The 25,016-nt window shown below is 56.9% G+C and carries 19 protein-coding genes; 13 read left to right on the top strand and 6 right to left on the bottom strand.

Translation table 11 applies throughout. From position 1 onward, the window contains the following. Window positions 1-74 precede the first annotated feature (74 nt). On the top strand, window positions 75-506 hold the full coding sequence (locus R84865_RS02325; protein WP_435632131.1) for an OsmC family protein: 432 nt from the start codon (window positions 75-77) through the stop codon (window positions 504-506). Window positions 507-689: 183 nt separating this feature from the next. Here the strand turns inward: R84865_RS02325 and argE are convergent, their stop codons facing one another. After that, window positions 690-1,886: an acetylornithine deacetylase gene (argE, locus tag R84865_RS02320; RefSeq protein WP_435638735.1), complete on the bottom strand. Its 1,197-nt coding sequence runs from the start codon at window positions 1,884-1,886 to the stop codon at window positions 690-692. A 329-nt stretch (window positions 1,887-2,215) separates the two neighbouring features. Here argE and R84865_RS02315 point away from each other — a divergent pair, with 329 nt between their 5' ends. The 10 genes from R84865_RS02315 to R84865_RS02270 all read left to right on the top strand — a co-directional run bounded on the left by R84865_RS02315 (window position 2,216) and on the right by R84865_RS02270 (window position 17,624). After that, a complete protein-coding gene (locus R84865_RS02315; RefSeq protein ID WP_435638734.1) occupies window positions 2,216-3,544 on the top strand; it encodes an MFS transporter in 1,329 nt (442 codons plus the stop codon). A 159-nt stretch (window positions 3,545-3,703) separates the two neighbouring features. Further along, window positions 3,704-7,201 (top strand): exodeoxyribonuclease V subunit gamma, encoded by a 3,498-nt coding sequence (gene recC / locus R84865_RS02310; RefSeq protein WP_435638733.1) that lies wholly within the window; start codon window positions 3,704-3,706, stop codon window positions 7,199-7,201. Further along, complete coding sequence (locus R84865_RS02305) at window positions 7,198-7,815, top strand: UbiX family flavin prenyltransferase (RefSeq protein ID WP_435638732.1); 618 nt, start codon at window positions 7,198-7,200, stop codon at window positions 7,813-7,815. Before recC ends, R84865_RS02305 begins: the two co-directional genes overlap by 4 nt. Then, window positions 7,808-11,527, top strand: a complete 3,720-nt coding sequence (recB, locus tag R84865_RS02300) for an exodeoxyribonuclease V subunit beta (RefSeq protein ID WP_435638731.1) — start codon at window positions 7,808-7,810, stop codon at window positions 11,525-11,527. Before R84865_RS02305 ends, recB begins: the two co-directional genes overlap by 8 nt. Next, window positions 11,524-13,542: an exodeoxyribonuclease V subunit alpha gene (gene recD / locus R84865_RS02295; RefSeq protein WP_435638730.1), complete on the top strand. Its 2,019-nt coding sequence runs from the start codon at window positions 11,524-11,526 to the stop codon at window positions 13,540-13,542. Before recB ends, recD begins: the two co-directional genes overlap by 4 nt. Window positions 13,543-14,508: 966 nt before the next feature. After that, window positions 14,509-15,420 (top strand): Hint domain-containing protein, encoded by a 912-nt coding sequence (locus R84865_RS02290; RefSeq protein WP_435638729.1) that lies wholly within the window; start codon window positions 14,509-14,511, stop codon window positions 15,418-15,420. A gap of 311 nt (window positions 15,421-15,731) precedes the next feature. Further along, window positions 15,732-16,085 carry a hypothetical protein gene (locus tag R84865_RS02285; protein ID WP_435636878.1) on the top strand — a complete coding sequence of 118 codons (354 nt, stop codon included), beginning with the start codon at window positions 15,732-15,734 and terminating at the stop codon, window positions 16,083-16,085. A 57-nt stretch (window positions 16,086-16,142) separates the two neighbouring features. Then, window positions 16,143-16,487, top strand: coding sequence for a hypothetical protein (locus tag R84865_RS02280; RefSeq protein ID WP_435636879.1), 345 nt, complete (start codon window positions 16,143-16,145; stop codon window positions 16,485-16,487). Window positions 16,488-16,869: 382 nt separating this feature from the next. Beyond that, complete coding sequence (locus R84865_RS02275) at window positions 16,870-17,223, top strand: hypothetical protein (RefSeq protein ID WP_435636880.1); 354 nt, start codon at window positions 16,870-16,872, stop codon at window positions 17,221-17,223. A 56-nt stretch (window positions 17,224-17,279) separates the two neighbouring features. After that, window positions 17,280-17,624 (top strand): hypothetical protein, encoded by a 345-nt coding sequence (locus tag R84865_RS02270; protein WP_435636881.1) that lies wholly within the window; start codon window positions 17,280-17,282, stop codon window positions 17,622-17,624. Between the two features lie 906 nt (window positions 17,625-18,530). Here the strand turns inward: R84865_RS02270 and R84865_RS02265 are convergent. Continuing rightward, window positions 18,531-19,091 carry a helix-turn-helix transcriptional regulator gene (locus tag R84865_RS02265; RefSeq protein ID WP_435638728.1) on the bottom strand — a complete coding sequence of 187 codons (561 nt, stop codon included), beginning with the start codon at window positions 19,089-19,091 and terminating at the stop codon, window positions 18,531-18,533. Between R84865_RS02265 and R84865_RS02260 the strand changes: the two genes are divergently transcribed. Both R84865_RS02260 and R84865_RS02255 read left to right on the top strand, forming a co-directional pair. After that, a complete protein-coding gene (locus tag R84865_RS02260; RefSeq protein WP_435638727.1) occupies window positions 19,078-19,449 on the top strand; it encodes an alpha/beta hydrolase in 372 nt (123 codons plus the stop codon). The genes R84865_RS02265 and R84865_RS02260 overlap by 14 nt on opposite strands. A gap of 191 nt (window positions 19,450-19,640) precedes the next feature. After that, window positions 19,641-19,793 (top strand): hypothetical protein, encoded by a 153-nt coding sequence (locus tag R84865_RS02255; RefSeq protein WP_435632118.1) that lies wholly within the window; start codon window positions 19,641-19,643, stop codon window positions 19,791-19,793. 1,111 nt (window positions 19,794-20,904) lie between these two features. Here R84865_RS02255 and dusA read toward each other — a convergent pair. The 4 genes from dusA to R84865_RS02235 all read right to left on the bottom strand — a co-directional run bounded on the left by dusA (window position 20,905) and on the right by R84865_RS02235 (window position 24,862). After that, window positions 20,905-21,906, bottom strand: coding sequence for a tRNA dihydrouridine(20/20a) synthase DusA (gene dusA / locus R84865_RS02250; RefSeq protein ID WP_435638726.1), 1,002 nt, complete (start codon window positions 21,904-21,906; stop codon window positions 20,905-20,907). 218 nt (window positions 21,907-22,124) lie between these two features. Then, window positions 22,125-23,303 carry a NupC/NupG family nucleoside CNT transporter gene (locus tag R84865_RS02245; protein WP_435633500.1) on the bottom strand — a complete coding sequence of 393 codons (1,179 nt, stop codon included), beginning with the start codon at window positions 23,301-23,303 and terminating at the stop codon, window positions 22,125-22,127. A gap of 60 nt (window positions 23,304-23,363) precedes the next feature. Then, window positions 23,364-23,834: a cytidine deaminase gene (locus R84865_RS02240; protein ID WP_435633499.1), complete on the bottom strand. Its 471-nt coding sequence runs from the start codon at window positions 23,832-23,834 to the stop codon at window positions 23,364-23,366. 533 nt (window positions 23,835-24,367) lie between these two features. After that, window positions 24,368-24,862, bottom strand: coding sequence for an outer membrane beta-barrel protein (locus R84865_RS02235; RefSeq protein ID WP_435633498.1), 495 nt, complete (start codon window positions 24,860-24,862; stop codon window positions 24,368-24,370). Window positions 24,863-25,016 lie beyond the last annotated feature (154 nt).

Here is a 25,016-nt window from a genome sequence, read left to right as displayed (position 1 = left end):
GAAGGGTTGATGACAGCAGCTATCGTCCCCATTGCTTTATAGGTAGCCCATCCACGTAACGTACTGGAGAAATCATGACGATTAAAAAAGCAGGTTCAGCACATTGGAGTGGCTCTATCAAGGAAGGCAAAGGCACTGTCTCCACCGAGAGCGGCGCTTTGAAAGAGAACCCCTACGGCTTTAATACCCGCTTCGAGGGTCAACCCGGTACTAACCCTGAAGAGCTGCTGGGTGCAGCGCACGCCGCTTGCTTCTCGATGGCATTCTCGCTAATGCTGGGCAACGCAGGCTACACCGCTGATAGCATTGATACCAAGGCAGTGGTATCGCTCGATCAGGACGGCGATGGCTTTACCGTATCCGGCGTTCATCTGGTCACCGAAGCGGCAATTCCCGGCATCGCGCAGGATGAGTTCGACTCCATCATCAACTCTGCCAAGGAAGGCTGTCCGGTATCGAAACTGTATGACACCGAAATTACCCTCAGCGCCACGCTGAAAGGCTAATTTGGCAGGGCGGGTGAGCGTTACGCTGCAATGCTGTAACGCACCCGATAAAAGAGAGCGAAGGCTGATACCTTCGCTCTCTTTTTTATGCCATCAGGTCTGCCGCCAATCAGGCCATACCGCCTCACAACGCCACGCTTGCGGCAATGCCGTTGTGGCCGTAGCGAGGCTGCTCGAATAGCGCTAGTCGCGCGTCATGGCGTCGCCAATCTTCTGCATGAGCGCATCGGCCTTATCGAGCTGCGCTATGTCGAGGTATTCGTCTGGCTTGTGGGCCACCGCGATATCGCCTGGGCCGCAAATAACGGCGCTGAATCCGGCACGCTGAAACTGTCCCGCCTCGGTGGCAAAGGCCACAGCACCGGTAGTGCGATTATCCAGCATCGGCAGCAAAAATTTGAGCGCTGGAGCATCGTCCAGACTGTTCAGGCCCGGCACCGTTTCCACCACCGGCGATGTGTCGATCGATACCGAAGGCGCGCGCTCGCGCAGCTCGGCTTCCAACGCGGCGGCATAGTGCTGGAAACGTTCGAATACGGTGTCGAAGCCATACTCAGGCAAATCACGTATTTCCCACTCGAAGCTGCAGTGTCCGGCCATGATGTTCACCGCCGTACCGCCCTTGATAGTGCCTACGTGAAGGGTCGAATAGGGCACATTATAGGCGGGGTTAACGGCATCGCCGCCGCTTAGTTCTTCCATGATGGCATCGATTTTGCTGATTAGCTTGCCCGCTACGTGAATCGCCGATACGCCGTCAGGAATTTGACTGGAGTGCGCCTCTAGTCCGGTGATGCGCGTCATTAGATCGGTGATGCCTTTCTGGCGGTTAATCGCCTGAAGCATGGTGGGCTCGCCGATAATCGCAACCGCGGGGCGGTCACTGCGCGTTGCCAATCGCTCAATCATGCGTGGTGCTCCCACGCAGCCGATTTCCTCATCGTAGGAAAGCGCCAGCAGCAGTGGGCGTTTCAAGGGGAGTTGGCGCCAGTGGGGGACGTTGGCCAAACAGCTGGCAATAAAGCCCTTCATGTCGGTGGTGCCGCGGCCGTAGAGCCGGCCTTCGCGTTCCACCACGGTAAAGGGATCGCTGCTCCATTGCTGTCCCTCCACCGGCACGACATCGGTGTGTCCCGACAGCACAACGCCGCCTTCTACATCGGGGCCAATGCGCACCAACAAGTTGGTTTTGCTGCCGTCATCGTTGGGAATGCGCTCAGTAGTAATCGGCTGTCCGGGGGTGTTAGCAAGGTCGGCAAGCGCTGCCTCGATGTAATCGATGAGTGCCAGATTGCTGTTGCTCGACACGGTGTTAAAGCTCACCAGTTGCTCAAGCCATGCACGACTGGAAGAAGGGTAGCTCGCGACGCTGCTGGACATGAAAATTCCTTCTGACGAATGGAGGGCACGACCAGCATAACCGATCTGGTCGATGCGATGTATTGCGCTAATTTGCTTAAAAGAACTATTTCTTTTTTATTATTTTGGTATGCTTAGCAGTTCCTGCTTGAGTGCGCGACCCGCACTCGAGCTCGGGCGCTGGCTTCACCAAGTCCACAGTGTACCCAATTACCTTGATATGGCATCGGGTGATCCCCGCTAAGTGTCAGTATATCGAGGTTTATGTGCGTTACGACCTGCTATGCAAGCCTTATGGGTAGCAGGGTCAAATACGTGATTTGTGTCCTTGGTGTGCCGTGAGCCCTTACATGTCAGAGTTAACCGTTAGCCCCCCTTATTCCTCCTCCGTGAATGATCGTCAGCGCTGCTCGCTGGGTTTCTCGGATATTCGTATTCTGGCGCTGTCAGCACTGGGCGGTGCGTTGGAATTCTACGATTTCGTGATCTTCGTATTTTTCGCTGCCGTGATGGGCGCGCTGTTTTTCCCCGCTGAAGTACCTGAGTGGATGCGGTTGGTGCAAACCTTCGGCATTTTTGCTGCCGGCTATCTGGCGCGTCCCCTTGGCGGCATTGTGATGGCGCACTTTGGTGACCTGCTCGGGCGTAAGCGGATGTTCATGTTCAGCATTTTGCTGATGGCGCTACCAACGCTGGTGATTGGGCTGCTGCCCACTTACGCCACCATCGGTGTTGCCGCTCCGCTGCTGTTATTGCTGATGCGCCTTTGCCAGGGCGCGGCGATTGGTGGTGAAGCGCCGGGGGCGTGGGTGTTTGTGACCGAACATGTGCCGTCGCGCCACACCGGTATTGCCTGCGCGTCGCTGACCATGGGCCTGATTGTGGGCATTTTGCTGGGATCGCTAGTGGCATCGGCGCTGACTCATGCCTACAGCGATGAACAACTGATGGCGTGGGCGTGGCGTATTCCGTTCCTGCTGGGCGGGGTATTGGGGCTCGTTACGCTCTATTTGCGTCGCTACCTGCACGAAACACCGGTCTTCGCTGAGATGAAGCAACAGCAGTCGGCGTCAGCTGCGCAGGAAATGCCGGTCAAACAGGTGTTCAGACGGCATCGCGGCAGCGTCGTTCTGTCGATGTTAGTCACCTGGATACTCACCGGCGCGGTGGTGGTGGGGCTTCTGATGATGCCCACGCTGTTACAGATGTCGTTCGGCATTGCGCGCAGCGCCAGCTTGGCCGCCAACAGCATCGCCATTGGCCTTTCTGCGCTTGGCTGTATGCTGTCCGGTTGGCTTGCGGACCGGATTGGTTTCGGTAAGGCGCTGCTTTTGTGCGGGCTTGGTTTTATCGCGGGCTTCGGGGCCATGGGGATCGCACTGCATCTTGATACCGGCTGGCTTTATCCCAGCTACGCGGTGGCAGGGTTCTTCGGTGGCATCGTGGGCATAGTGCCGGGCGTAATGGTGCGCGCCTTCCCGCCGCAAGTGCGCTTCTCTGGCGTGTCGTTCTCCTACAATCTGGCCTATGCGGTATTCGGTGGCTTAACGCCACTGATTATTTCACTGCTCGCGGCTCGGTGGGACTATATGCCCACCGTTTACCTTATCCTGCTGGGCTTAATGGCGTGTGCGATTGGTGGGTGGCTGCTGGTGCGTGAGTCCCCACCAGCTCGTTAATCAACCAACGTTCCCAACAGCGGGCAGCACCATGGCATGGGCTGCCCGCGCTGCGTTGGCCCCTCGGCGCGCTTGCCGTTCTATCGCTGACGTACCCCTGCGCGTTTGCGCCTGCTCAGGTAGACTGTGGCAATTACTCCCTGCAGCCGGTAGGTGCTCATGTTCAGTGTCATTCATGCCAATCACATCGAGGATCTGCGCGACCTGGCGCTGTCATTGGCTGAACGTCATCCGCTGCCTCCGCTTAGCGCGGAAACCTTTCTGGTGCAGTCGGCGGGCATGGGGCAGTGGCTCAAGCTCGAAATAGCCGAGCGCTCCGGTGTTGCGGCCGCACTTGAGTTCGAATTGCCTTCAAGCTTTATCTGGAAGGCCTACCGCGCGGTGCTGGGTGATGCCATTCCCCAGCGTTCGCCGTTTGAGCGCAAGGCGCTGGTGTGGCGTTTGATGGCGCTGCTGCCTGAAGTTCTTGATGAGCCTGAGTTCGCGCCGCTGGCCGACTATCTGCACGACGAGCGGTTAGCGCCGAGCGGCGATTCATCCGCTGCACCTACCACACCCGCCGACGATACCCCGCCGGATGCGCGCCATCTTTATCAATTGGCCGAGTGTTTGGCGGCGCTGTACGACCAGTATCTGGTCTACCGTCCCGATTGGATGGCTCGCTGGAGTGCGGGGGAAAGCGCACCTCAGCTTGAGCTGCCGAGCACTCAGTCATGGCAGCCAGCGCTGTGGCAGCGGCTGCTGGCGGCAGCCGACGCAAACGAGCAACCCTTGCAGCGTGCCGCCTTGCAGCAGCGCTTTCTGGCGCGGCTCGAGCAGCTCGAACAGGCACCGGCAGGGCTGCCGCCACGGTTGTTCGTGTTTGGCATTTCATCGCTGCCGCTGGCGGTTATCGAGGCATTGCACGGGCTGTCGCGCCACATCGACGTGATCCTGCTGCTGACCAACCCTTGCCGGTTTTACTGGGGCGATGTGGTCAGCGAGCGTGAAGCCTTGCGCCAGCAGGCGCGGGCCGCGCGCCGCCATCCAGAGCGTCCCGAGCTGAGCGGCCTCGATCCTACCGAGCTGCATCTGCGCGCCAATCCGCTGCTATCGGGGTGGGGGGCGCAAGGGCGCGACTTCATTCAGGCGCTGTACGATATCGAGCAGCATAGTCCTCAGGATAGCGAAGCCGATATCTTTCGCGACTGGATTACCCCCAACGAGACACCTTCGCTATTGCAGCAGCTTCAGCAGGATGTGCTCGACCTGCGCCATCCGCTAGAGCACGTCGAGGACGAAGGCAAGCGCTGTGTGGCGCAGGATGACCACTCGGTGCAGCTAGTAACGGCCTATTCGGCGCTGCGTGAGGTCGAGATGCTCAACGATAAGCTGTTGGCCGCCTTCACCGAAGATCCCGAGCTGAAACCGCGCGACGTTATCGTGCAGGTGCCGGATATCGATCGCTATGCGCCCTTTATAGAATCAGTGTTCGGACGTTACGACAGCAGCGATCCCCGCTATATTCCTTTCACTATTACCGATCGTCGCGCCAGCCGTACCGATCCACTGCTGGCCACGCTGCTGGAACTGCTTGATTTGCCCGAGCGCCGCGTGACCATTGGTGAAATGCTCGATTGGCTGGATATTCCGGCGCTGCGTCGACGCTTTGGCATCGCCACCAGTGATCTGGCGCTGCTGACGCGCTGGGTCGAGCAGAGCGGCATCCGCTGGGGCTTGTCGGAGGCGCACCGCGCCCAGCTCAAGCTACCCGCGTTGGCGGCCAACAGCTGGCGTTTCGGCGCGCGGCGTATGCTGCTGGGCTACGCGATGGGGAACGAACTGCCTGCGTCGGGCGCTGGTTTTGATGATGTCGAGCCTTACGACGAAGTCAGTGGCCTTGATGCGGCGCTGGCGGGGCGTCTGTTACAGCTGGTCGATACGCTCGAGCAGGCCGCACGTGAGCTGATTGAGCCGCGCACGGTATCGCAGTGGAGCGAGCGTATTGAGGCGCTGGTCGGCCAGTTGGTGCTAGCCGATAGCGATGCTGAACACGATAGCGTTGGGCGCTTGCTCGATGCCGTTGCGCGCTGGAGCGACAGCTGCGATGCAGCGGCCTTTGCGGGTCAGCTGCCGCTTTCGGTGGTGCGTGAAGCGATTGCCGCGCAGCTCGATGAAAGCGGGCTGTCGCCGCGCTTTCTGGCGGGCCGGGTAAACTTCGCCACGCTGATGCCAATGCGCGCAATTCCGTTTAGCCACATCTATCTGCTCGGCATGAACGACGGCGAATATCCGCGTCCGCGCGTCGATCTCGATTTCGACCTGATGGCCGCCTATCCGCGCGGCGGCGATCGCTCGCGGCGTGATGATGATCGCTATCTGATGCTCGACGCGCTATTAGCAGCGCGCAACAAGCTGGTGATCAGCTACGTTGGTCACGATCAGCGCAGCAACTTGTCACGGCCGCCCTCGGTGCTGGTCAGCGAACTGCTCGACTGCATCGCCCAAGGCTGGTGTCTGACCGGCGACGAGCAGTGCGACGAACAAACCCAGCGCCAGCGGCTGGAGGCGCATCTGTACGAACAGCATCCGCTGCAGCCGTTCTCGCTAAAATACTTCACGGACGCACAGTGCCCAGCGCTCTTCAGCTACGACGATCAGTGGCAGCAGCAGCCTCACCATACTGCGGCTGAAGCGCCATCAGGGATGGCGCCACCGCCCGTTGAAATAGCGCTGCCATCACTGAAAACGCTGCTGCGCGAGCCGTTTTCGGTGTGCCTGAAGGAGCGCTTGGGCGCACGCGCCGTCGCCCCCGAAGAGCTCGCGCCTGATGCCGAACCGTTCGGCTTTGATGGGCTGACCCAGCATTATTTCAAGCGCGACCTGCTCGATGCGCTATTGGCGGGGCAGCCGTTGGCGGCAAGTGCTGCACGCTTGCAGCACGCCGGACGTTTGCCGGCGTTGGGGTTTGGCGAGGCGCTGCTAACCCACCAGCTTCCCGCCATTGAGCAGCAGTGGCAGCGGTGGAGTGAGGCGATTGCGGCGCTGCCTGAATTCGTCACGCTAAGTCTCGACTTCAGCGATGGCACTACCCGCATCAGTGGGCGGCTCGATAACGTGGTCGACCATGGTGATCACCTTGAGCTTTGGCGGCTCGAGGCGGGGGTTTACGGCACCTTGAAGGCTGATCGTAACGGTCGGCCCACTCATCTGGGCAAGCCGCATCGACTTTATCTGCTGCATCTCGAGCAACTGCTGGCCGCCGCGGGTTCAGACAAGCCCGTAGTCGCCCATGGGCTGTTTGAGGATCGCTGGCTAAGCTTGCCCGCCATGTCGGCTCAGCAAGCGCGCGCAGTGCTGAGTCACTATCTCGCGTGCTACCGCAACGCCTGGGCCGAGCCACTTCCGGCACTGGCTGAGCTGTCGCTTGAGTGGCTAGCAGGCCAGGGCGACGACAATGTGCGCGAAACGCTGCGCCAGCGCTATGAAGAAGGCGAAGCATTCAGTGTTGCGCTGCGTGAGCGTTATCCGCAGCTGGGCGATCGTTGGCCGCAGTTTGCCGCGCTGGAAGAGGCCGGCTTCGATGCCGCCAGCCAGCACCTTTATCAGCCGCTGTTTGAGCTGCTCTGCGCGCTCTTGCCTGGTGGCGACACGCAATCCCAAAGGAGTCATCAATGAGTACAGCTTACCCGGGCAGCGCGCGTGCCACGCGACTGATAGTGGGTATTTCCGGGGCTTCGGGCGCCATCTACGGGATTCGTTTGCTAATGCTTCTGCGTGACAGCGACATCGAAACGCATCTGGTGATGTCGCCGTCCGCACGCCTGACGATTGGGCTCGAGACCGATTATTCGGTGAAGCAGGTCGAGGCGCTGGCGAATGTGGTCTATCCCAGCGCTGATATTGGTGCCGCCATCTCAAGCGGCTCATTCCGCACGCTAGGGATGATTGTGGCACCGTGTTCGATTCGCTCGATGTCGGAAATCGCCGCGGGCACTACCACGTCGCTACTGACCCGTGCCGCCGATGTGGTACTCAAGGAACGCCGGCGGCTGGTGCTGATGGTACGCGAAACACCGCTGCATCTTAATCACCTGCGGCACATGACCGAGTTAACCGAAATGGGTGCCATCGTTGCGCCGCCGGTGCCGGCTTTCTATGCCCGGCCTGAATCCATCGAACAGCTGGTCGATCACTCGCTGGGACGCGTGCTCGACCTGTTTGATATCGAGGTGGGTGCCGTCAAACGCTGGCGCGAAAGCGCTGCGCAGGAATCACGCAACGATGACTGAGCAACGCCTCGATATTGCCACGCTACCGCTGGCAGGGCGGCGGTTAATCGAAGCCAGCGCCGGGACCGGCAAAACCTTCACCATTGCCGCTCTGTACGTGCGCCTGGTGTTAGGGCTAGGCGAACTGGCAGCACTTACGCCGGAGCAGATTCTGGTGGTGACCTTCACCCGCGCTGCCACTGAGGAACTGCGCGAGCGTATTCGTCGCCGCCTGCGCGAGGCGCGCGATATGCTGCTGGGACACGCCGAAGGCGACGCCATCCTTAACGATCTGCTTGGCGATAACGACGAAGAGCAGCGTCGCCGCATGGCGCTTCAGCTCGATAGCGCGGTGCGGATGATGGACGACGCTGCGATTTTTACCATCCATGGTTTCTGCCAGCGCATGCTCAAGCGTCACGCCTTCGATAGCGGGGCGCGTTTCAACGTCGAGCTCACCTCCAACGGCGACGCGCTGCTGCAGCAAGCGGTGGAGGACTACTGGCGGCGCCACTATTACCCGCTTGAGGGTGATGCGCAGCGCCTGATTGCCAACAAGTTCGATGGTCCCGCAGCGCTTTACGATCGCGTACGCGTTGCATTGAACGCTGATGTCGAAGGGCGTTTGCTGGAAGGCGATATGCTGCTCGAGTCGCCCGCTAGCGTCGAGCAGGCGCTGGCCCCCACACGGGAGGCGCTGGCTCAGCTCGAGGTGTTGGCGAGCGCCGTACGGGATAGTGTCGACGAGACCGCCATAGTGGCGTTGAACGAAGCGGCCGAGGCCAAGGCGTTCAATGCTGCGCGGATCAAGCCGGATGCGTTGCAAGAGCGCATCGCATTGTTGCAGCAGTGGTGTGACAGCGATGCGATCACGCTTCCTTCACTGCTGTTGGACAGTAAAGGTGCGGCGTGGCTAGGCCAACAGCGCCTTGCGGGATCGGTGAAGAAGGGCTTCGATGCACCCAGTCATCGCCTGTTTGAAGCATTGGATGCACTGGCCGATGCACAGCAGCAGGTGCCTGATCCCACCCCCGCGCTGGTGAGTCACGCGCTGCGGCTGATCAGTGACGATATAAGGGCGACCAAAAAGCGCGCCGGTACTCTCGATTTCGGCGATCTGCTCAGTGAGCTCGATAATGCTTTGCAGGGTTCGCAAGGAGCGCGCTTGGCAGCAAGCATTCGCTGCGAGTTGCCGATTGCGCTGATTGACGAATTTCAGGATACCGATGCCCGCCAGTACCGCATTTTCAATACCATCTACGCGCGCACCGACGAGATTAGCGCGCGCACCGGACTGCTGCTGATTGGCGACCCCAAGCAGGCCATCTATGCTTTCCGTAATGCTGATCTGGCAACTTATCTCAACGCACGCGACAGCGCCGATTCAGGCTATACGCTGGATCGCAATTTTCGCTCCACCAGTGGCATGGTGTCGGCCGTTAATACGCTATTTCAGCACAATCCCAACGCCTTTCTGGAAGAGAAACTGCACTTCACGCCGAGTGATGCGCAAGGGCGTAGCCAGCAGCTATGGGTAGAGGGGCAGCCTGAAGCGGCACTGAGCTGGTGGCTGCCCGAAAGCGATGAAAGCCTGAGCAAGAGCGACTACCAGCACATCATGAGCGCCGCGGTGCGGGCGGATATTCAGCGATTGCTGGAAGGAGGCGTCGCAGGCCATACCGGTTTCGGTGATGAAAGCGGCATCGAGCAGCCGTTAATGGCTCACCATATCGCGGTGCTGGTGCGTACGGGGCGTGAAGCGCAGCTGGTGCGCGATGCGCTCGAAGCGGGCAACATCAAAAGCGTTTACCTCAGCCAGCGGCAGTCGGTATTCGATAGCCACGAAGCCTGGTGGCTGCTGCAGCTACTCGAAGCCGTCGGTCAGCCGCGCCGCGACAGTAGCTTGCGAGCGACCTTGGCGAGCCGATTGCTCAGTGACGATCTTGGCGAAGTTGAACAGTTGGTTGCCGATGAGCGCCGCTGGGAAGCCATGGTCGAACGCTTCGAGGGCTATCAGCGCGATTGGCGCTATGTCGGCGTGCTGGCGATGGTGCGGCGGGTGATGCAGGATTTCTCGGTGGGAGCACGGCTGCTGGCGAGCGCTAGCGGTGAGCGCAGCCTGACCAACCTGCTGCATTTGGCCGAGCTTGCGCAAACCGCCAGCCATTTGCTCGATGGCGAACAAGCGCTGCTGCGCTGGCTGCACCGTGCGCTGGATGGGCGGTTCGATGAAGGGATGGACCCTGATAGCCTGACCCAGCGCTTGGAGAGCGACGAACAGCTGGTGCGCGTGGTCACCATTCACGGTTCCAAGGGCCTCGAATACCCAGTGGTTTATGTGCCGTTCGCCTGCGACTATCGAGAAGTCGATCGACGTTCGCCGGTGCAGGTGGTGCAGCATCCACGCTACGGTCGCGCGGTCAGTCTGGCGCTGAATACAGAACAGCGAGAGTGGGCCGAGGTGGCGCGCCATGCTGAAGATGTGCGGCTACTCTATGTGGCGCTAACGCGTGCCAGCTATGCCTGCCGGGTAGGCGTGGGGCCGCTCTATAAGGGCCGTAAGCGCAAGGACGATGCCTTCGACGCGACCACCATCGGCCACAGTGCCTTGGGGTGGCTGCTGCAATCGGGGCCCGACGACGAACTCGGCGGCAGCCGTCTGCGCGAGGTGCTAACTACGCTCTCTGCACATAGCGACATGCGCGTAGTGCCGCCGCCCGAGGCGCCCGCAGCGCCTTTGGCTCATCAGGATGAAGTACTCCCTGAGCGCCGCGCGCGCCCCTTCACGGGCACTATCGATCGTCGTTGGTGGATTGCGTCCTATTCGGCGCTGACCAGCGATACCCAAACGCCCGGTGCTGAAGCGCCCACGGCTGAAGAGGCCGCGCTCGATCTCGAAGTAGCGGACGAGCGTACCCCCATTCCAGCGCCGCCGCTGGGTAAGATCAACGACTTCCCACGCGGGCCGCGAGCGGGAACCTTCCTGCACGGCATTTTGGGCGCGATTGACTTCAGTCGTATTGGTGAAGCGGATTATCCCGCTGAGCTGGATGCGTTGATCGAACGACGCTTGTCTCGCTCCAGCGTTGATGACGGCTGGCGGGCTCCCTTGGGGGAATGGCTGGCGCAGTTGCTGGCGGCACCCCTGATCGAGGCCGAAGACGGTGCGTTGCGCCTGACCGCGCTTGGCGAACAACAGCCCGAAAGCGGCCCTGCGCCGTGGTCGATTGAGCTGGAGTTCTGGCTGCCAGTGGCCGATGTGTCGGCGCAGGCGGTCGATCAACTGATTCGCCACCATCAGCCGCTCGCGCGCAGTGAAAACTATCCTGCGCTCGTGCCGCGCCAACTACACGGCATGCTGCGTGGCTTCATCGATCTGGTGTTTGGCTGGCAGGGGCGCTGGTATGTCGTCGACTGGAAGTCCAATTATCTGGGTGAGCGCGGCGAGGACTACGCCCAAGCGCAGTTAGCCGGCGCAATGCTCGATCATCGTTACGATGTGCAGTACGTGCTTTACGTGCTGGCGCTGCATCGCCATTTGGCCCAGCGTCTTCCCGATTACGACTATCAGCGAGATATGGGCGGGGTGTTCTATCTGTTCTTGCGCGGTGTCGATATGGCGCGCCCTGGGCAGGGCATCTTCCACGCGCGACCACCGCTGGCATTGATCGAAGCACTCGACAGCATGCTAAAGGGCGAGGCGGTTGATCTGCCTCAGCAGGAGGCTCCATGAACGAGCACACATCGCAACTCTCGCTGCTGGATGACGCGTCAGCGCCCGCCGCCAGCCAAGCGCCTTCGCTCGATAATGAAGGCGATCTGGGCCAGGTGTTCGATGCCTGGCTCGAACTCGGCTGGCTGAGACCGCTCGATGTTTACTTCGCGCAGTTTATCGTCGGCGAGCAGACCGCTAAGCAACCGGCCCTTGCGCTGGCCGCTGCGTTGGTCAGCCATCAGTTGGGCCGTGGACACGTCTGCCTTGATCTAGGCCGTGCGCTGGCTGATCCCGCCAGCGTGCTATCGCTGCCGCCGCAGGATGGCAGATGGCTGGACGGGCACGCGATCGACGCGCGGGCGCTGCTGCGCTCAATGGGGCTGGCGTCGGTAGGGCAATGGTTGGATATTCTTGGCGCCGCACCGCAGGTTGTACAGGCCAGCGTGCTTGATGGCGGCGATGTAGCACCCGCGCCGATGGTGGTGGATGGTCAGCGCTTGTATCTTTATCGCAGCTGGCGCGCAGAGGGCGACGTAGCAGCTGCGCTGGTCGCACGAATGAGCCCCTTGCCGCCGCTTGATGAGCAACTGGGCGAGCTGTTGGCGCGTTATTTTCCGCAGACTGAAGGGCAGCACGAAGGCGAGCCGGACTGGCAGAAAGTAGCGGTGGCGCTGGCTGCAACGCAGCGACTCGCGGTTATTTCCGGTGGCCCCGGTACCGGCAAAACCACCACGGTTATTAAGCTACTTGCGGTGCTGCAGCGCCAGGCGCTTGGTCAGCAAGGGCAGCCGCTGCGCATTCGGCTGGCTGCGCCTACTGGCAAGGCGGCGGCTCGCCTAAGTGATTCGATTGCGGGTGCATTGCATCGCATTGTGAGCGAAGACGATTTGAAAGCCGCGATTCCCAGCGAGGCCACCACGCTGCATCGGCTCTTGGGGGCGCTGCCTGATACGCGCCGCTTTCGACACAACGAGCAGCATCCGCTGCCGCTTGACGTGCTGGTGGTGGATGAGGCGTCGATGATCGATCTCGACATGATGCGTTCTTTGCTCGCTGCGCTCTCAAGCGACGCTCGCCTGGTGCTGCTGGGAGACCGCGATCAGTTGGCCTCCGTGGAAGCCGGAGCGGTGCTGGGCGAGTTGTGTAGCGAGTCAGCGGGCTTTTCGCCTGCCATGCACGAGCGGTTGGAGCAGCTCTGCGGGGCAGTGCTGCCGCCACGTTCCCTTCATTCGCCGTTGGCCGACAACGTGACCATGCTGGAGCGTAGCTACCGTTTTGACCGCGATAGCGGTATCGGCGCGCTGGCAAGGGCGGTCAATGCTGGTGATTCCGCAGCGGTTACTGCATGTTGGGAGGCTGGCTACGCCGATATCGCACGGGTTGATTTGCAGCAGCAGGGCGACGCGCAACTTACGGCGCTGGCGGTAGACGGCTATCGCCACTATCTTGAGCCACTCGTGCAGCTTGATCCACTGGAAGCGCTGCAGCGATTAGGCGAATTCCAGCTGCTGTGCGCGCTGCGACGCGGAAAATGGGGCGTTGAGGGGCTCAACGACACCATCGCGCAGGCGCTCAAGCGACGTCACCTGATCAGCCACACCCGCGGTTGGTTTGCCGGACGCCCGGTGATGGTTACCCGCAATGATCCGCGCCTGGGCCTATATAACGGCGATATCGGACTAACGCTTCAGGATCCCGACGACCCTACCCGTTTACGGGTATTTTTCGCTGCCCCCGATCGTGCAGAAGGGGTGCGCAGCCTCGCCCCCGCACGCCTGACCTATGTAGAAACCTGCTTCGCAATGACCGTGCACAAATCGCAAGGCTCCGAATTCAGCCGCGTGATGCTGGTGCTGCCCGAGCAACCCAACCCAATACTGACGCGTGAACTCCTGTATACCGGCATCACCCGCGCCCGCACCCACTGCACAATTGCCACCGCCGCCCCCACGCTAATTGAAAGCGCTACCCAGCAGCGCATCTGGCGCGACGCCAACCTGCGCGAAAGGATTTCACGTTTGCAGGGGGAGTAGGGAATTTAGAGCGGCTTCAGAGGCTGTGGCTTAACCGAGTGGCTTATTCTTAATCCTACGCAGCCTTTCACTGTTAGCGTCTTTACCGGTAACTCATTTTTGAGCCTGCGCAGTTTTTCACTGTCGGCACCTTTTCAAACCTAACCTTTATTCTGAATGCGAGAGGAACCTTGTCCCTCTCGCGCTCGTGGAAGAGCCCCGAATATGATGTCGCTGCGCACGCACAGCGCACACATTCAATGGGCTGTCACGCCTTGGCAAACAGAACGTTCAGCATGACTAGCTACCGACATACGCAAACTTCGTAAGGAAGGCGCGGAATCATCCGCTTGCAGCGCATTTTTGCAAGCGGATGGTCTGACGCGCCTGACGACAGCGGGGGGGGAGGGGGCCTGCAAGGTCCCCTTCAGATATCAATAAGTAACGTTTGAAAAGACACTAACAGTGACAGGCTGCGCAGGTTCCGGAATCAGTCAGCAGGTAAAGCCACCAATACTGCAATCTTGCGCAGCCCCTGAATAAGCCTCCAAACAAAATCGCCACCAGTGAAATCCTGCGCAGTTTCTTAAATCAGCCATCTAGATAAAACGACAGCAGTGAAATCCTGCTAATAACGCTGCAGTTTGAATAATCATTATGTAAATTTTGAATTTCATTTAATGAAAGTATGACTTTTTTAGTCGTCTCTACCATTGTAATTATTTGTTACAGTCGCGCTGTCGCGGGCTTCGAACAAGTTTTAGATTGCCATAGTACGTGTTGCTCGAAGATATTTTTTCACACTAAGAAACAGTCTATTTCACTGAGGGTGTTTATAAATAATTGAGGTTGTCTTCTAATATGATTTTTGATGATATAAGTAATACAAGCTCCAAGCAGTTCAATTGCAAGGGCATGAAAAAGTGGCCGGTCACCCACTAACATCCTGCTTTACCCATCAATAAATCAACATAGGCGTTAACCAATATGGCGACATATCAAGATATAAAGCAAAGAGCCGATGATATTCGTGCCGATGTCCAGCAGAATGGACCCGGCGGCACTTATGATGAATGGAAGGCAGGCTTGGATCAGTTCAAAGATCTGGTTGGTGATATCAAGACACTGGATGAAGATGACCAGGCTCGCGCGATCAAGTATGTTGATGGTCGACTTGATAGTCTCCGAAACACAGCTCCATATCCAACCGGGAAGGAGTCAGATCCCTCCAGGGACGAAACCGACGCGTACATTGATAGCGTCAAGGATTACATCGATCACTACGGCTGCTTTACCGAAGGCACGTTGATCAGTACTCCGAATGGTGAAGTTGCTATTGAAACCCTTCGACAAGGGGATCTAGTCAATACGCTGTCAGGGCCTAAAGCACTCAAGTGGGTAGGCTTCCGCTCACTCACCAATATGGAGAAGTGGAACAACCGCGAGAAAGCCAACAATTATCCTGTCCACATTTTGGCTAATGCACTGGCGGAGGGCGTTCCCGCTCGCGATATTACTGTATCCGCGTGGCACCATTTGTACGTGAACAACGTCCTTGTTCGCGCAATGGATTTGATCAATGGCAAAACCATTTATCAGGAAGAGAGCGTCAAGGCGGTAAAATACTTCCACCTTGAATTGGACAGCTTCGATGTCATTTTGGCACACGGAGTCTACTCTGAATCTTACTCCGACAACGGCGCTAACCGCGGATTCTACGATAATGCGGTCACCGCTATTCGTCCGCAGTCTAATCAGCGTGGAGGCATGGCTCCACGTCCGGGATTCAGTGTAATTCGCCCGAATCGAAACGCCGATGTGTTGGCCGCCATCAAGCAATCAGTTGATGCACGTGCCGAAAAACTACAGACTCGCCTGAAAAAAGCCCTCAGTGCTTAAGGCGGAGTTGCAGTAATAATAACTGCGAATGAAATTGCCCGTCTCGGGCAGTTTCATTCGATAGTCACTGAGCATTAATTGTAATAAAATGTAATCTTCTGTAATTGCATTAATCGTTTCAAATTATAAAAAACATAATTAACAAATAGCCTATCGTCATCTTCGGCAATATATATATATAGTGGCGTCCGAAGTCCCCTTGGAAGGTCCTTCAAAGATAGAGCTGCATCTGCTCTATCAATATTGCGACCATCCAGCATTGCAAGTTAAGTAAGCATTTTCATAACCGACTTTCCGAGAGAAAAACGCTAATGAAAGCACTGACCGAAAACGAAGTAGCAATGGTTGTTGGTGGAGCAGACTCCATGCCGCACTCATCCGGACTTATCGATTCCATCGCAGGTGGCATCGTTGACGGTATTGTGGGCGCATCATTTGGTGGTCTGACAGGTGGCGCCAATGCTGGCGCAGCTGGTTCCGGTGGCGTGATTGGTGTTGGCGCTATCGCTCAGGGCGTAGGTGCTATTGCAGGCATCATCCTGGGCGGCATTCAGGGTGGTATCTATGGTGCTGTAGCAGGTTATTCGAACTCGGACGACTACGTCTACGACACTCTGGGTTCCATGTGGAATGGCGACGAGCTGCCTAAGAAAGGCTTGGCATAAGTTTCACTCTAGCTCCCATCATTCATTAGATAACTACTCTTACGAGAATATAGAAAAATGAAAGAACTTTCTGCGAACGAAACTCTCTTGGTAGCTGGTGGCCTGCCTGTTGCAAAAGGGCTGGTTGACTCAATTGAAGGCGCACTGGTTGATGGCTCGCTGGGCCTCTTTTACGGCGCTTTGGTGGGTGGTGCTAACGCAGGTGCTGCAGGTTCCGGCGGCGTGATCGGTGTTGGTGCTATCGCTCAGGGCGTAGGTGCAATTGCAGGCGGTATTTTCGGAGGCCTGACTGGTCTCGCGCTTGGTGCCACTGCCGGTTACTCAAACTCCGGTACATATATCAACGGCACGCTAGAATCCTGGCAGAGCGGCGGTGGCTTGCCGAAGAAAGGGCTGGCGTAAGTCAAGCTTGAATTAGACGCATGAGGGTGCCCGGCCTATCGCCGAGCAGCCTTGAGCACCTCAGGGCTGAGAGTGGTGATACACGCCTTCTCAGCCCTTTTTCGTATTCGCCTTCAGCATTGTAGTAATAATGATTGTGAGCGAAGCTGCTCCCTCCAGATAGTTTCATTGGATGGTTGATGAGCGCGAAGCGTCATTTACAGTAATACCACTAATTGTTTCAAATTATAAAAAATATAATTAACAAAAGCGTCGCCGTCATTTTTGTCAGGTTATCTATAGTTACGTTCGCAGTACCCTTGAAAGGTCTATCACAACGGACCCTTCAGCATTGCAGTTTCCCCCGGCATTTTAATAACCGACTTTCCAAGAGAACACGTTAATGAAAGCATTGACTGAAAACGAAGTAGCAATGGTTGTTGGTGCAGCAGACTCCGTGCCGCACTCCTCTGGATTCCTTGACTCCATCGCAGGTGGCATTGTTGATGGTATCGTAGGTGCATCCTTTGGTGGTTTGACGGGTGGCGCTAATGCTGGTGCAGCAAGCTCCGGTGGCGTGGTTGGTGTTGGTGCTATCGCGCAGGGCGTAGGTGCAATTGCAGGTATCGTTTTAGGGGGCATCCAGGGAGTCGTATACGGCGCCGTAGCGGGTTATTCAAACTCGGATGACTACGTTTATAACACTCTGAAGTCCATGTGGGACGGCGAAGAACTGCCCACGAAAGGCTTGGCATAAGTTCCAGTTCAGCACTCATTATTCATTTAATTATTACTTCTAAGAGAATATAGAAAATGAAAGAACTTTCTGCGAACGAAACTCTAGCGGTGGCTGGTGGCTTGCCTGTTGCAGGCGGTCTGATTGACGCGGTCGAAGGCGCATTGGTCGACGGCTCCCTCGGCCTTTTCTATGGTGCTTTAGTAGGTGGTGCAAACGCGGGGGCTGCTGGTTCAGGCGGCGTAATTGGCGTTGGCGCTATTGCTCAGGGTGTAGGTGCGATTGCCGGTGGTATTTTTGGTGGTTTGACTGGGTTTGTGCTCGGTGCCACTGCCGGTTATTCGAATTCAGGTGAATACATTGATGGTACTCTGGATTCCTGGCAGAAAGGCGGCGGTTTGCCCAAGAAAGGGCTGGCATAAGGCAAAGCCTGTGTTAATTGCATGATGCAGCTCTAGCTATACCGAGCAGTCTTATGCAACTTGGGGCTGAGAGTGGCGATACACGCCTTCTCAGCCCTTTTGGTTTCCTCTACTCGTGCTTCTGACCGATCGACGGCGATCCGCTTATTTCCCGCCTCGCATTTTGGCTGCTAGTCAACGCTTGTCTGGCGAATACGAAGCATCTCGCGGGCAGGCTGAATCGATATCCCTCAGTACGGTGCTCATCCTCTCTCGGTATGTAAGCGGGCCCCGCTGTTTCTTACCTTCCTCAAAGGTGCACCCATACCACCTCGCACTTATCGAGCTCCTTGTTTCAGATCTGCGTAATGGTGGGGTAGCTGGTGGGCGATTGGGGGCCGGGGTGGTTTGCATTGTTGGTGGCTTTATCGGATGGCTAATTCTAATTCCTACGCAGTTCTTCACTGTTAGCGTCTTTTCAAACCAAACCTTTCCCTTGAATGCGAGAGGAACCTTGTCCCTCTCGCGCTCTCCCGCTCGTGGAAGCGCCCCGAATGTGATGACGCTGTGCAAAAGCAGCACAGCGCACACATTCAATGGGCTGTCGGACCTCGATAACCATCACAGTTTCCTTTTCAGAACATCATCGTAAGCAAACTACTTTAAGGAAGGCGCGGAATCATCCGCTTGCAGCGCGGTTTTGCAAGCGGATGGTCTGACGCGCCTGACACAGGCGGGGGTGAAGGGGGCCTGCAAGGTCCCCTTCAGATATTAATCAATAAAGTTTGAAAAAACGCTAACAGTGAAATGCTGCGCAGGTTCCAGAATAAGCCAGCAGATAAAGACGCCAACGTACAAAACTGCGCTACGAGCGGATGAACCCGCGCCTTCCTTACGAAGTTTGCGGCGTCAGTTCCTATTTCGGCCCTATGTAATGGGGCGTCTTACGCCTTCTAGATGCTGTTTCGGTGGCGCGCCAAACAGCTGCTTATATTCCCGACTGAATTGTGAGGGGCTCTCGTAACCTACCCGATAGGATGCGGTGGCTGCATCCAGGTGCTCGTTGATCATCAACCGTCTGGCCGCATTAATGCGTAGCCTTTTCTGATATTGCAGTGGGCTTATGCCGGTTAGCTGGCGAAACCGATGATGGAGGCTCGACGCACTCATCTGCACCGCCGTGGCGAGTTGTTCAACACTAATACGCTCGGCGTAGTGCAACTTTAACCAGCCGATGGCTTCGCCAATGCGATGACTCGCGCTACCCACTGAGGCGAGTTGCCAAAGGCAGGGCGCAACACCGCTCATCAATAATCGGTAGTGGATTTCCTTGATAATCAATGGTGCCAGATGAGGAATACTGCTTGGCTCCTGAGTCAGTGCCAACAGGCGTAACAAGGGCTCTAGCAGCACATTCGATAGGTTGCCTGTTGATACACTCGTGCCAGCCTTAAGGCCATCTCGCGGCACCCCAATGTGGGCAATCAACTCGGTACACGGTGGTGAAGCGCAGTTTCTCGTCGATTATCACGATTACTACATGACGCCGCGAGGCTACCATTCGCGTGCGGTCAACTCGGGTAATGCGTGGACGATTACAACGCCGTTATCGTTCATGAATATGCCAATTCTGACGTATATCAACGAGATTTCCCCGCGACCGACTCTTTTTATTCACGGTGAAAAAGCGCATTCACGCTACTTCAGTGAAACAGCCTATGCGGCTGCACAAGAGCCGAAGGAGCTCATGATTATCCCAGGAGCCGTTCATACGGATCTGTATGCTCGTGTTGATGTCATTCCGTTCGAGAAGTTAACCGAGTTCTTCACAACGCACCTGGCCTGAAGCTTCCAACCATCGAAACATGGAATTACTCGGTGCTGCGCTGAGTGCGTAGCACTGACCTGACGACAATCTGCCCGTTACCTCATAGGCGTGGCCCGCGAAGGCCCCTCTCGATAAAACCGCCAACAATGCCATACTGCACAGAGGCTAGAGTGATCTTTCTCTCATTACCGTTGTCATAAGGAACCATTATGTACTTACTGCTCATCCCTATTGTGATTCTGGTGGCTATCTATCTGGGAATGACGACATTGCAGGAAAAAGTGCATAAAGAAGAAGCACAGCAGCACGAACAGCATATTGATAATGGGGCCGGCTCCGATTCCAGCAGGAACTCTCGCTGATGGCGTTCTTGTTGGGGGTCTTATTCTAGAGCCTGTGCAGCTTTCACTGTTAGCGTCCTTCTTGGGAGTCTTATTCTGAATCCTGCGCAGCCTTTTACTGTTTGAGTCTTTTCAAACGTTATTTATTGATATCTGAAGGGGACCTTGCAGGCCCCCTTCACCCCCGCTGTCGTCAGGCACGTCAGACCATCCGCTTGCAAAAATGCGTTGCAAGCGGATGATTCCGCGCCTTCCTCATACGAAGTTTGCGTATGTCAGTAGTTAGCTACGCTAAGCGTTCTATTTGCCAAGGCATGACAGCCCATTGAATGTGTGCGCTGTGCGTGCACAGCGTCATCACATTCGGGGCGCATCCACGAGCGGGAGAGCGCGAGAGGGACAAGGTTCCTCTCGCATTCAAAGGAAAGGTTAGGTTTGAAAAGACGCTAACAGTAAAAGGCTGCGCAGGCTCCAGAATGAGTTGAGTACTGATAAAGACATCAACAGTGAAAGACTGCGCAGGATTCAGAATCAGCCTAACGAAAAGGACGCCAACAACGAACGCCCGCGCTGGCCCAAGAGTCCGTCACCGGCTAACCCACCCACACAGCAAACTTCTTAATAAGGAAGGCGCGGAATCATCCGCTTGCAGCGCGTTTTTGCAAGCGGATGGTCTGACGCGCCTGACGCAGGCGGGGGTGAAGGGGGCCTGCAAGGTCCTCTTCGGATATCAATCAATAACGTTTGCTAAGACATCAACAGTGAAAGACTGCGCAGGATTCAGAATCAGCCTAACGAAAAGGACGCCAACAACGAACGTCCGCGCTGGCCCAAGAATCAACCACCGACTAAACCACCCACACAGCAAACTTCTTAATAAGGAAGGCGCGGAATCATCCGCTTGCAGCGCGTTTTTGCAAGCGGATGGTCTGACGCGCCTGACGACAGCGGGGGTGAAGGGGCCTGCAAGGTCCCCTTCAAATACCAATAAATAACGTTTGCTGAGACGCTACCAGTGAAAAGCTGCGCAGGATTTAGAATCAATCATCCAGATAAAGACGCCGACAATGCAAACTCGCGCAAACTCTCGAATCAGCCACCGGCTAACCCACCAACTAACCCACCAACACTCCTACCCACTTACCCACTCAAGCGCGGCGTCGTAAACCTCAATCCCTGCGTCGGGCAGGTGGGCATGCTGGGAGAGATAGCGGCGGAAGGCGCGGCCGCCGTGTTGGCCTGCACAGAGCCCGAGGATGTGGCGGGTGATGTGGTTGAGCCTGACGCCTTCTGCCAGTCGCTGTTTGACATAGGGGCGGAAGGCCTTGAGCGCATCGAGGCGGCTCGAGACTAAAGCGGGGCGGCCGAACAGCTGCTCATCAACAGAGGCGAGTAACCACGGGTCGTGGTAAGCGGCACGTCCCAGCATAACGCCGTCGAGGTGTTGCAGGTGCGGACGCGCATCGTTCAGAGTGGCAAGACCGCCATTGAGCGAGATATGCAGCTCAGGGCGGCGAGTTTTCAGGCGTTGTACGCGTGCATAGTCGAGGGGCGGCACTTCGCGGTTCTGCTTGGGAGAGAGCCCTGCTAGCCAGGCCTTGCGAGCATGCACGATAAATACGCGGCAGCCGCCTTCATCGGCCACTTGGTCAATAAAACGATCGAGGTCGGCTTCGCTGTCCTGGTCATCAATGCCAATTCGGCACTTGACCGTTACCGGAATCGAGACCGCTTCCTGCATTGCTCTGACAGCACGAGCGACCTTGTCAGGAGAGGCCATCAGGCACGCGCCGATCTCGTTATTCTGCACCCGATCACTGGGGCAGCCGACGTTAAGATTAACTTCGTCGAACCCCCACTGCTCCGCGATGGCCGCACATTCCGCCAGTTCGCCCGCGTCACTACCGCCCAGTTGCAGGGCCAGCGGGTGTTCGACGTCGCTATGGCCCACAAAGCGCTCACGCGGCGTGCCGTGCAGCAGCGCGCCGGTGGTGACCATCTCGGTATATAGCAACGCTTCACGGGTTAGACAGCGTGCGAATGCGCGGTAGTCGCGTGTAGTCCAGTCCATCATTGGGGCCACGGAAAAGCGTCGCGCATGGTCAGCAGTAGCAGTAGGGAGCGGTGGGGTCATGATATACACGGTGGTAGCAGGCTGCGCAGTGGGCAGACGATCAACGAATCAAAGGCGGAAGGGTACCACGTGAGGGCGGCGAGAGGGCAGTTTGGGACACTGTCTTTGCTAGGATCCCCTCGATCGCGATGAAGACAGCTCACACAGCAGCGCCAGCCTGGGGTAAGTAATATACCGAGGCTGGCGCTGTAAGTAATGCAGGTGATGCGAGAAGCCGCTTAGATAAACAGCCCTGCAATAGTGGCTGATAGCAAGCTCACTAGCATGGCGCCATACAGAAGCTTAAGGCCCGAGCGTGCAACTTCTACGGCCTGTTTGTCGCTAAGGGCCTTGATAGCCCCGGCAATAATACCCACCGACGAGAAATTGGCGAACGACACCAAAAATACCGAAGTGATGCCGATACTGCGCGGGCTTAGCTCGTTAAGGTTCTGCAGTTGCAGCATCGCAACGAATTCATTGCTGAGCGTTTTGACCGCCATGATCCCGCCAACCTGAATCGCATCGCTGAAGGGGACGCCCATCAGTAGTGCCAGCGGCGAGAACGCATAGCCCGCCAGATGCTCGAAGCTTACCCCAAACAGGCCATCGAACAGCCCGTTAATCATGGCGATCAGGGCCACATAGCCCATCACCATCACCGCCACAATCACCGCGATTTTGAAGCCATCCAGCAGATATTCGCCGAGCATGTCGAAGAAATGCTGCTTGCGCGGATTCTCAAGCTCGAGCAGGTCCTCGTCCTCAGGCACCGTGTAGGGATTGATGATCGAGGCGATCATGAACCCACCGAACATGTTCAGCGCTACCGCCGTCACTACGTAGCGTGGGTCGATGATCTGCATGTACGAGCCGACAATCGACATCGATACCGTCGAGATGGCCGACGCGTTCAAAGTGTAAAGGCGCTGTGGCGTAAGGTAGTCGAGCTGCTTCTTCATTGAAATGAAGACCTCGGACTGACCTAGAATCAGCGACGCGATGCCGTTATAGGATTCTAGCTTGCCCATGCCGGTAATCTTGCTTAATAGCCAGCCCACAATGCGCATGAACCATTGCAGTACGCTGATGTACTGAAGAATACCGATCAGCGCCGACACGAAGACGATGGGCATCAGCACGTTGAAGAAAAACACGAAGGTACCCGGCTTGACGATGCCGCCAAACACGAAGTTAACGCCGTCGGCGGCATAGCTTAGAAGCTTGGCGAAGGCATTGGCGAAACCGCCAATAAACACCGCGCCGGCGCCGGTATTAAGCAGCGCGAAGGCCAGTACAAGCTGCACGACCAGCATGACCGCCAGCGGCCGAAAGCGAATGCCGGAGCGGTTGCTGGATGCCAACAGCGCCAGCAGGAAGATAACCACAACGCTCAGCAGAGCGACCGTATAGTGCATGAATGAGGTTCCCGGACTTTTTAGGTTTTAGGGTGGCGCTGGCCGCAAGGGGTGATCTTGTTAAGGTGTCATATCGCGTGCAGCGAAGGCACCTGGCAGCAGTTCATTGATGGTGCATTCGCGCACTTCACCACTTAGATTGGCGAGCAAAATGGCCGTATCAGCATCGCAAAACTCTGCCAGCACCTGGCGGCAAGCGCCGCACGGCGACACCGGCTCGCTGGTATCAGCCGCGACGGCAACCGCTGCAAACTGCCGCTGGCCTTGAGCAACGGCGCTGAATATCGCTGTGCGCTCGGCGCAGTTGCACAATCCATAAGACGCATTTTCAACGTTACAACCGCGAATGGTATTGCCGTCACGCGTTAACACTGCGGCGCCTACCGCAAAGGATGAGTAGGGGATATATGCATGGTGGCGTGCCTCGATGGCGGCATCGATAAGCTGCTGAATCTGCTGCTCGCTGAGCATGTTGGTTCCTTCCGGTGTGTCGTTGCGGTGCAGTTTACCGGCATTGCCGCGCTTCGGCATCCGTTCAGGCAAAAACCTTTGGTCGGATTAAACGAGGGGGCAGGCGTTGTGTGCCAATGGTTAAAGCAACATCCATGCCGTTTCCTGCTTACGTAGGCACTGAGCATTTTAGCGTCGCTGGCGCGCACGGGAAGGCGTAAGCAACCGTCTACGATAAGCAGTGAAAACGCGGCCGTCGCCCAATCGCGCCATGCCTTGCACACATGTTGTGGTGTGAACGTTCGAGCGCATCACAGCAAAGGATGAGGTCGCATAATGACGCACCGGTGCATCGAATGCCTTACAACAGTGCACGTAGCAAATGGCTGGGATAAGGAGAATAGCGTCGCTGAGGAGACGGCCATGAGGTTGGGAAGGAGGCTTTTTAGCAAAGAGGCTGCTTTGGAAGGGGGCTTTGAAGGAGGCATTTCTCCCAAGTCTGCCATTTTAGCGTGAAGCAGTTCGAGGAGGCGGTAAAGCAAGCTTTGTGTGACGGGCATAAAAAACGCGCGGCTTAAAAGCCGCGCGTTTTGCATCATGCCAAAAAGGCGTGATTAGAACTGCACACCAATAGAACCTTTGGTGGAGTCGATTTTGAAATCGCTGTTGACCGGAACGCGATCGTACTCGAGACGAGCGAATACGGGCCATTCTTCGATCGGCAGCTGGTATTTAATACCTGCACCGTAAGAAGGAGCCCAGTTACGAGCGCCTTTGCCGCTAGCGTCAACATAGTTGAAGCCACCGCGAGCGAATACGCTGAAGCCACCGCCGATGGGCAGTTCAGGCAGAACGCTCAGGCCAGTAGTACGTACGCTGTTGCCGTAGTCGTCGTAGCTCAGTTCGGTAGAAACCCAAGGAGCATATTTGAAGCCGATGAATGCACCGCCGCCCCATTTGTTATGCTTCTTGAAGTCGCCGCCACCATTGAAGTTGGTGTTGGTGCCGTCGATACCGGAGTAGATGCCAGTTTCAGCATTGGCAACGTTAACCGCTACCAGTGAAGTAGCGAGAACTACGGGTGCTGCAATAAGAGTGGCAAATTTCATGACCTTGCTCCTGTCAAAAAAGTCGTTGCAAGCTTTATGAGTCTATGTTGCCCGATACGTTGTCGAACAGTGTTTTTTAATATGATCGTTATGGCGGAAAAAATCAAGAAAAATTTTTCTTAATGGAACTTTTTCCTAATCACTCACCATAGTA

Source organism: Carnimonas bestiolae (assembly GCF_051251145.1).
In the GTDB taxonomy this organism is placed as follows: Bacteria; Pseudomonadota; Gammaproteobacteria; order Pseudomonadales; family Halomonadaceae; genus Carnimonas; species Carnimonas bestiolae.
This window is presented reverse-complemented; position numbering and strand designations above follow the sequence as displayed.

Coding starts and splice junctions, on each gene's coding strand:
- R84865_RS02325 (WP_435632131.1), top strand. CDS start 75: ATGACGATTAAAAAAGCAGGTTCAGCACATTGGAGTGGCTCTATCAAG.
- argE (WP_435638735.1), bottom strand. CDS start 1,886: ATGTCCAGCAGCGTCGCGAGCTACCCTTCTTCCAGTCGTGCATGGCTT.
- R84865_RS02315 (WP_435638734.1), top strand. CDS start 2,216: ATGTCAGAGTTAACCGTTAGCCCCCCTTATTCCTCCTCCGTGAATGAT.
- recC (WP_435638733.1), top strand. CDS start 3,704: ATGTTCAGTGTCATTCATGCCAATCACATCGAGGATCTGCGCGACCTG.
- R84865_RS02305 (WP_435638732.1), top strand. CDS start 7,198: ATGAGTACAGCTTACCCGGGCAGCGCGCGTGCCACGCGACTGATAGTG.
- recB (WP_435638731.1), top strand. CDS start 7,808: ATGACTGAGCAACGCCTCGATATTGCCACGCTACCGCTGGCAGGGCGG.
- recD (WP_435638730.1), top strand. CDS start 11,524: ATGAACGAGCACACATCGCAACTCTCGCTGCTGGATGACGCGTCAGCG.
- R84865_RS02290 (WP_435638729.1), top strand. CDS start 14,509: ATGGCGACATATCAAGATATAAAGCAAAGAGCCGATGATATTCGTGCC.
- R84865_RS02285 (WP_435636878.1), top strand. CDS start 15,732: ATGAAAGCACTGACCGAAAACGAAGTAGCAATGGTTGTTGGTGGAGCA.
- R84865_RS02280 (WP_435636879.1), top strand. CDS start 16,143: ATGAAAGAACTTTCTGCGAACGAAACTCTCTTGGTAGCTGGTGGCCTG.
- R84865_RS02275 (WP_435636880.1), top strand. CDS start 16,870: ATGAAAGCATTGACTGAAAACGAAGTAGCAATGGTTGTTGGTGCAGCA.
- R84865_RS02270 (WP_435636881.1), top strand. CDS start 17,280: ATGAAAGAACTTTCTGCGAACGAAACTCTAGCGGTGGCTGGTGGCTTG.
- R84865_RS02260 (WP_435638727.1), top strand. CDS start 19,078: ATGTGGGCAATCAACTCGGTACACGGTGGTGAAGCGCAGTTTCTCGTC.
- R84865_RS02255 (WP_435632118.1), top strand. CDS start 19,641: ATGTACTTACTGCTCATCCCTATTGTGATTCTGGTGGCTATCTATCTG.
- dusA (WP_435638726.1), bottom strand. CDS start 21,906: ATGACCCCACCGCTCCCTACTGCTACTGCTGACCATGCGCGACGCTTT.
- R84865_RS02245 (WP_435633500.1), bottom strand. CDS start 23,303: ATGCACTATACGGTCGCTCTGCTGAGCGTTGTGGTTATCTTCCTGCTG.
- R84865_RS02240 (WP_435633499.1), bottom strand. CDS start 23,834: ATGCCGAAGCGCGGCAATGCCGGTAAACTGCACCGCAACGACACACCG.
- R84865_RS02235 (WP_435633498.1), bottom strand. CDS start 24,862: ATGAAATTTGCCACTCTTATTGCAGCACCCGTAGTTCTCGCTACTTCA.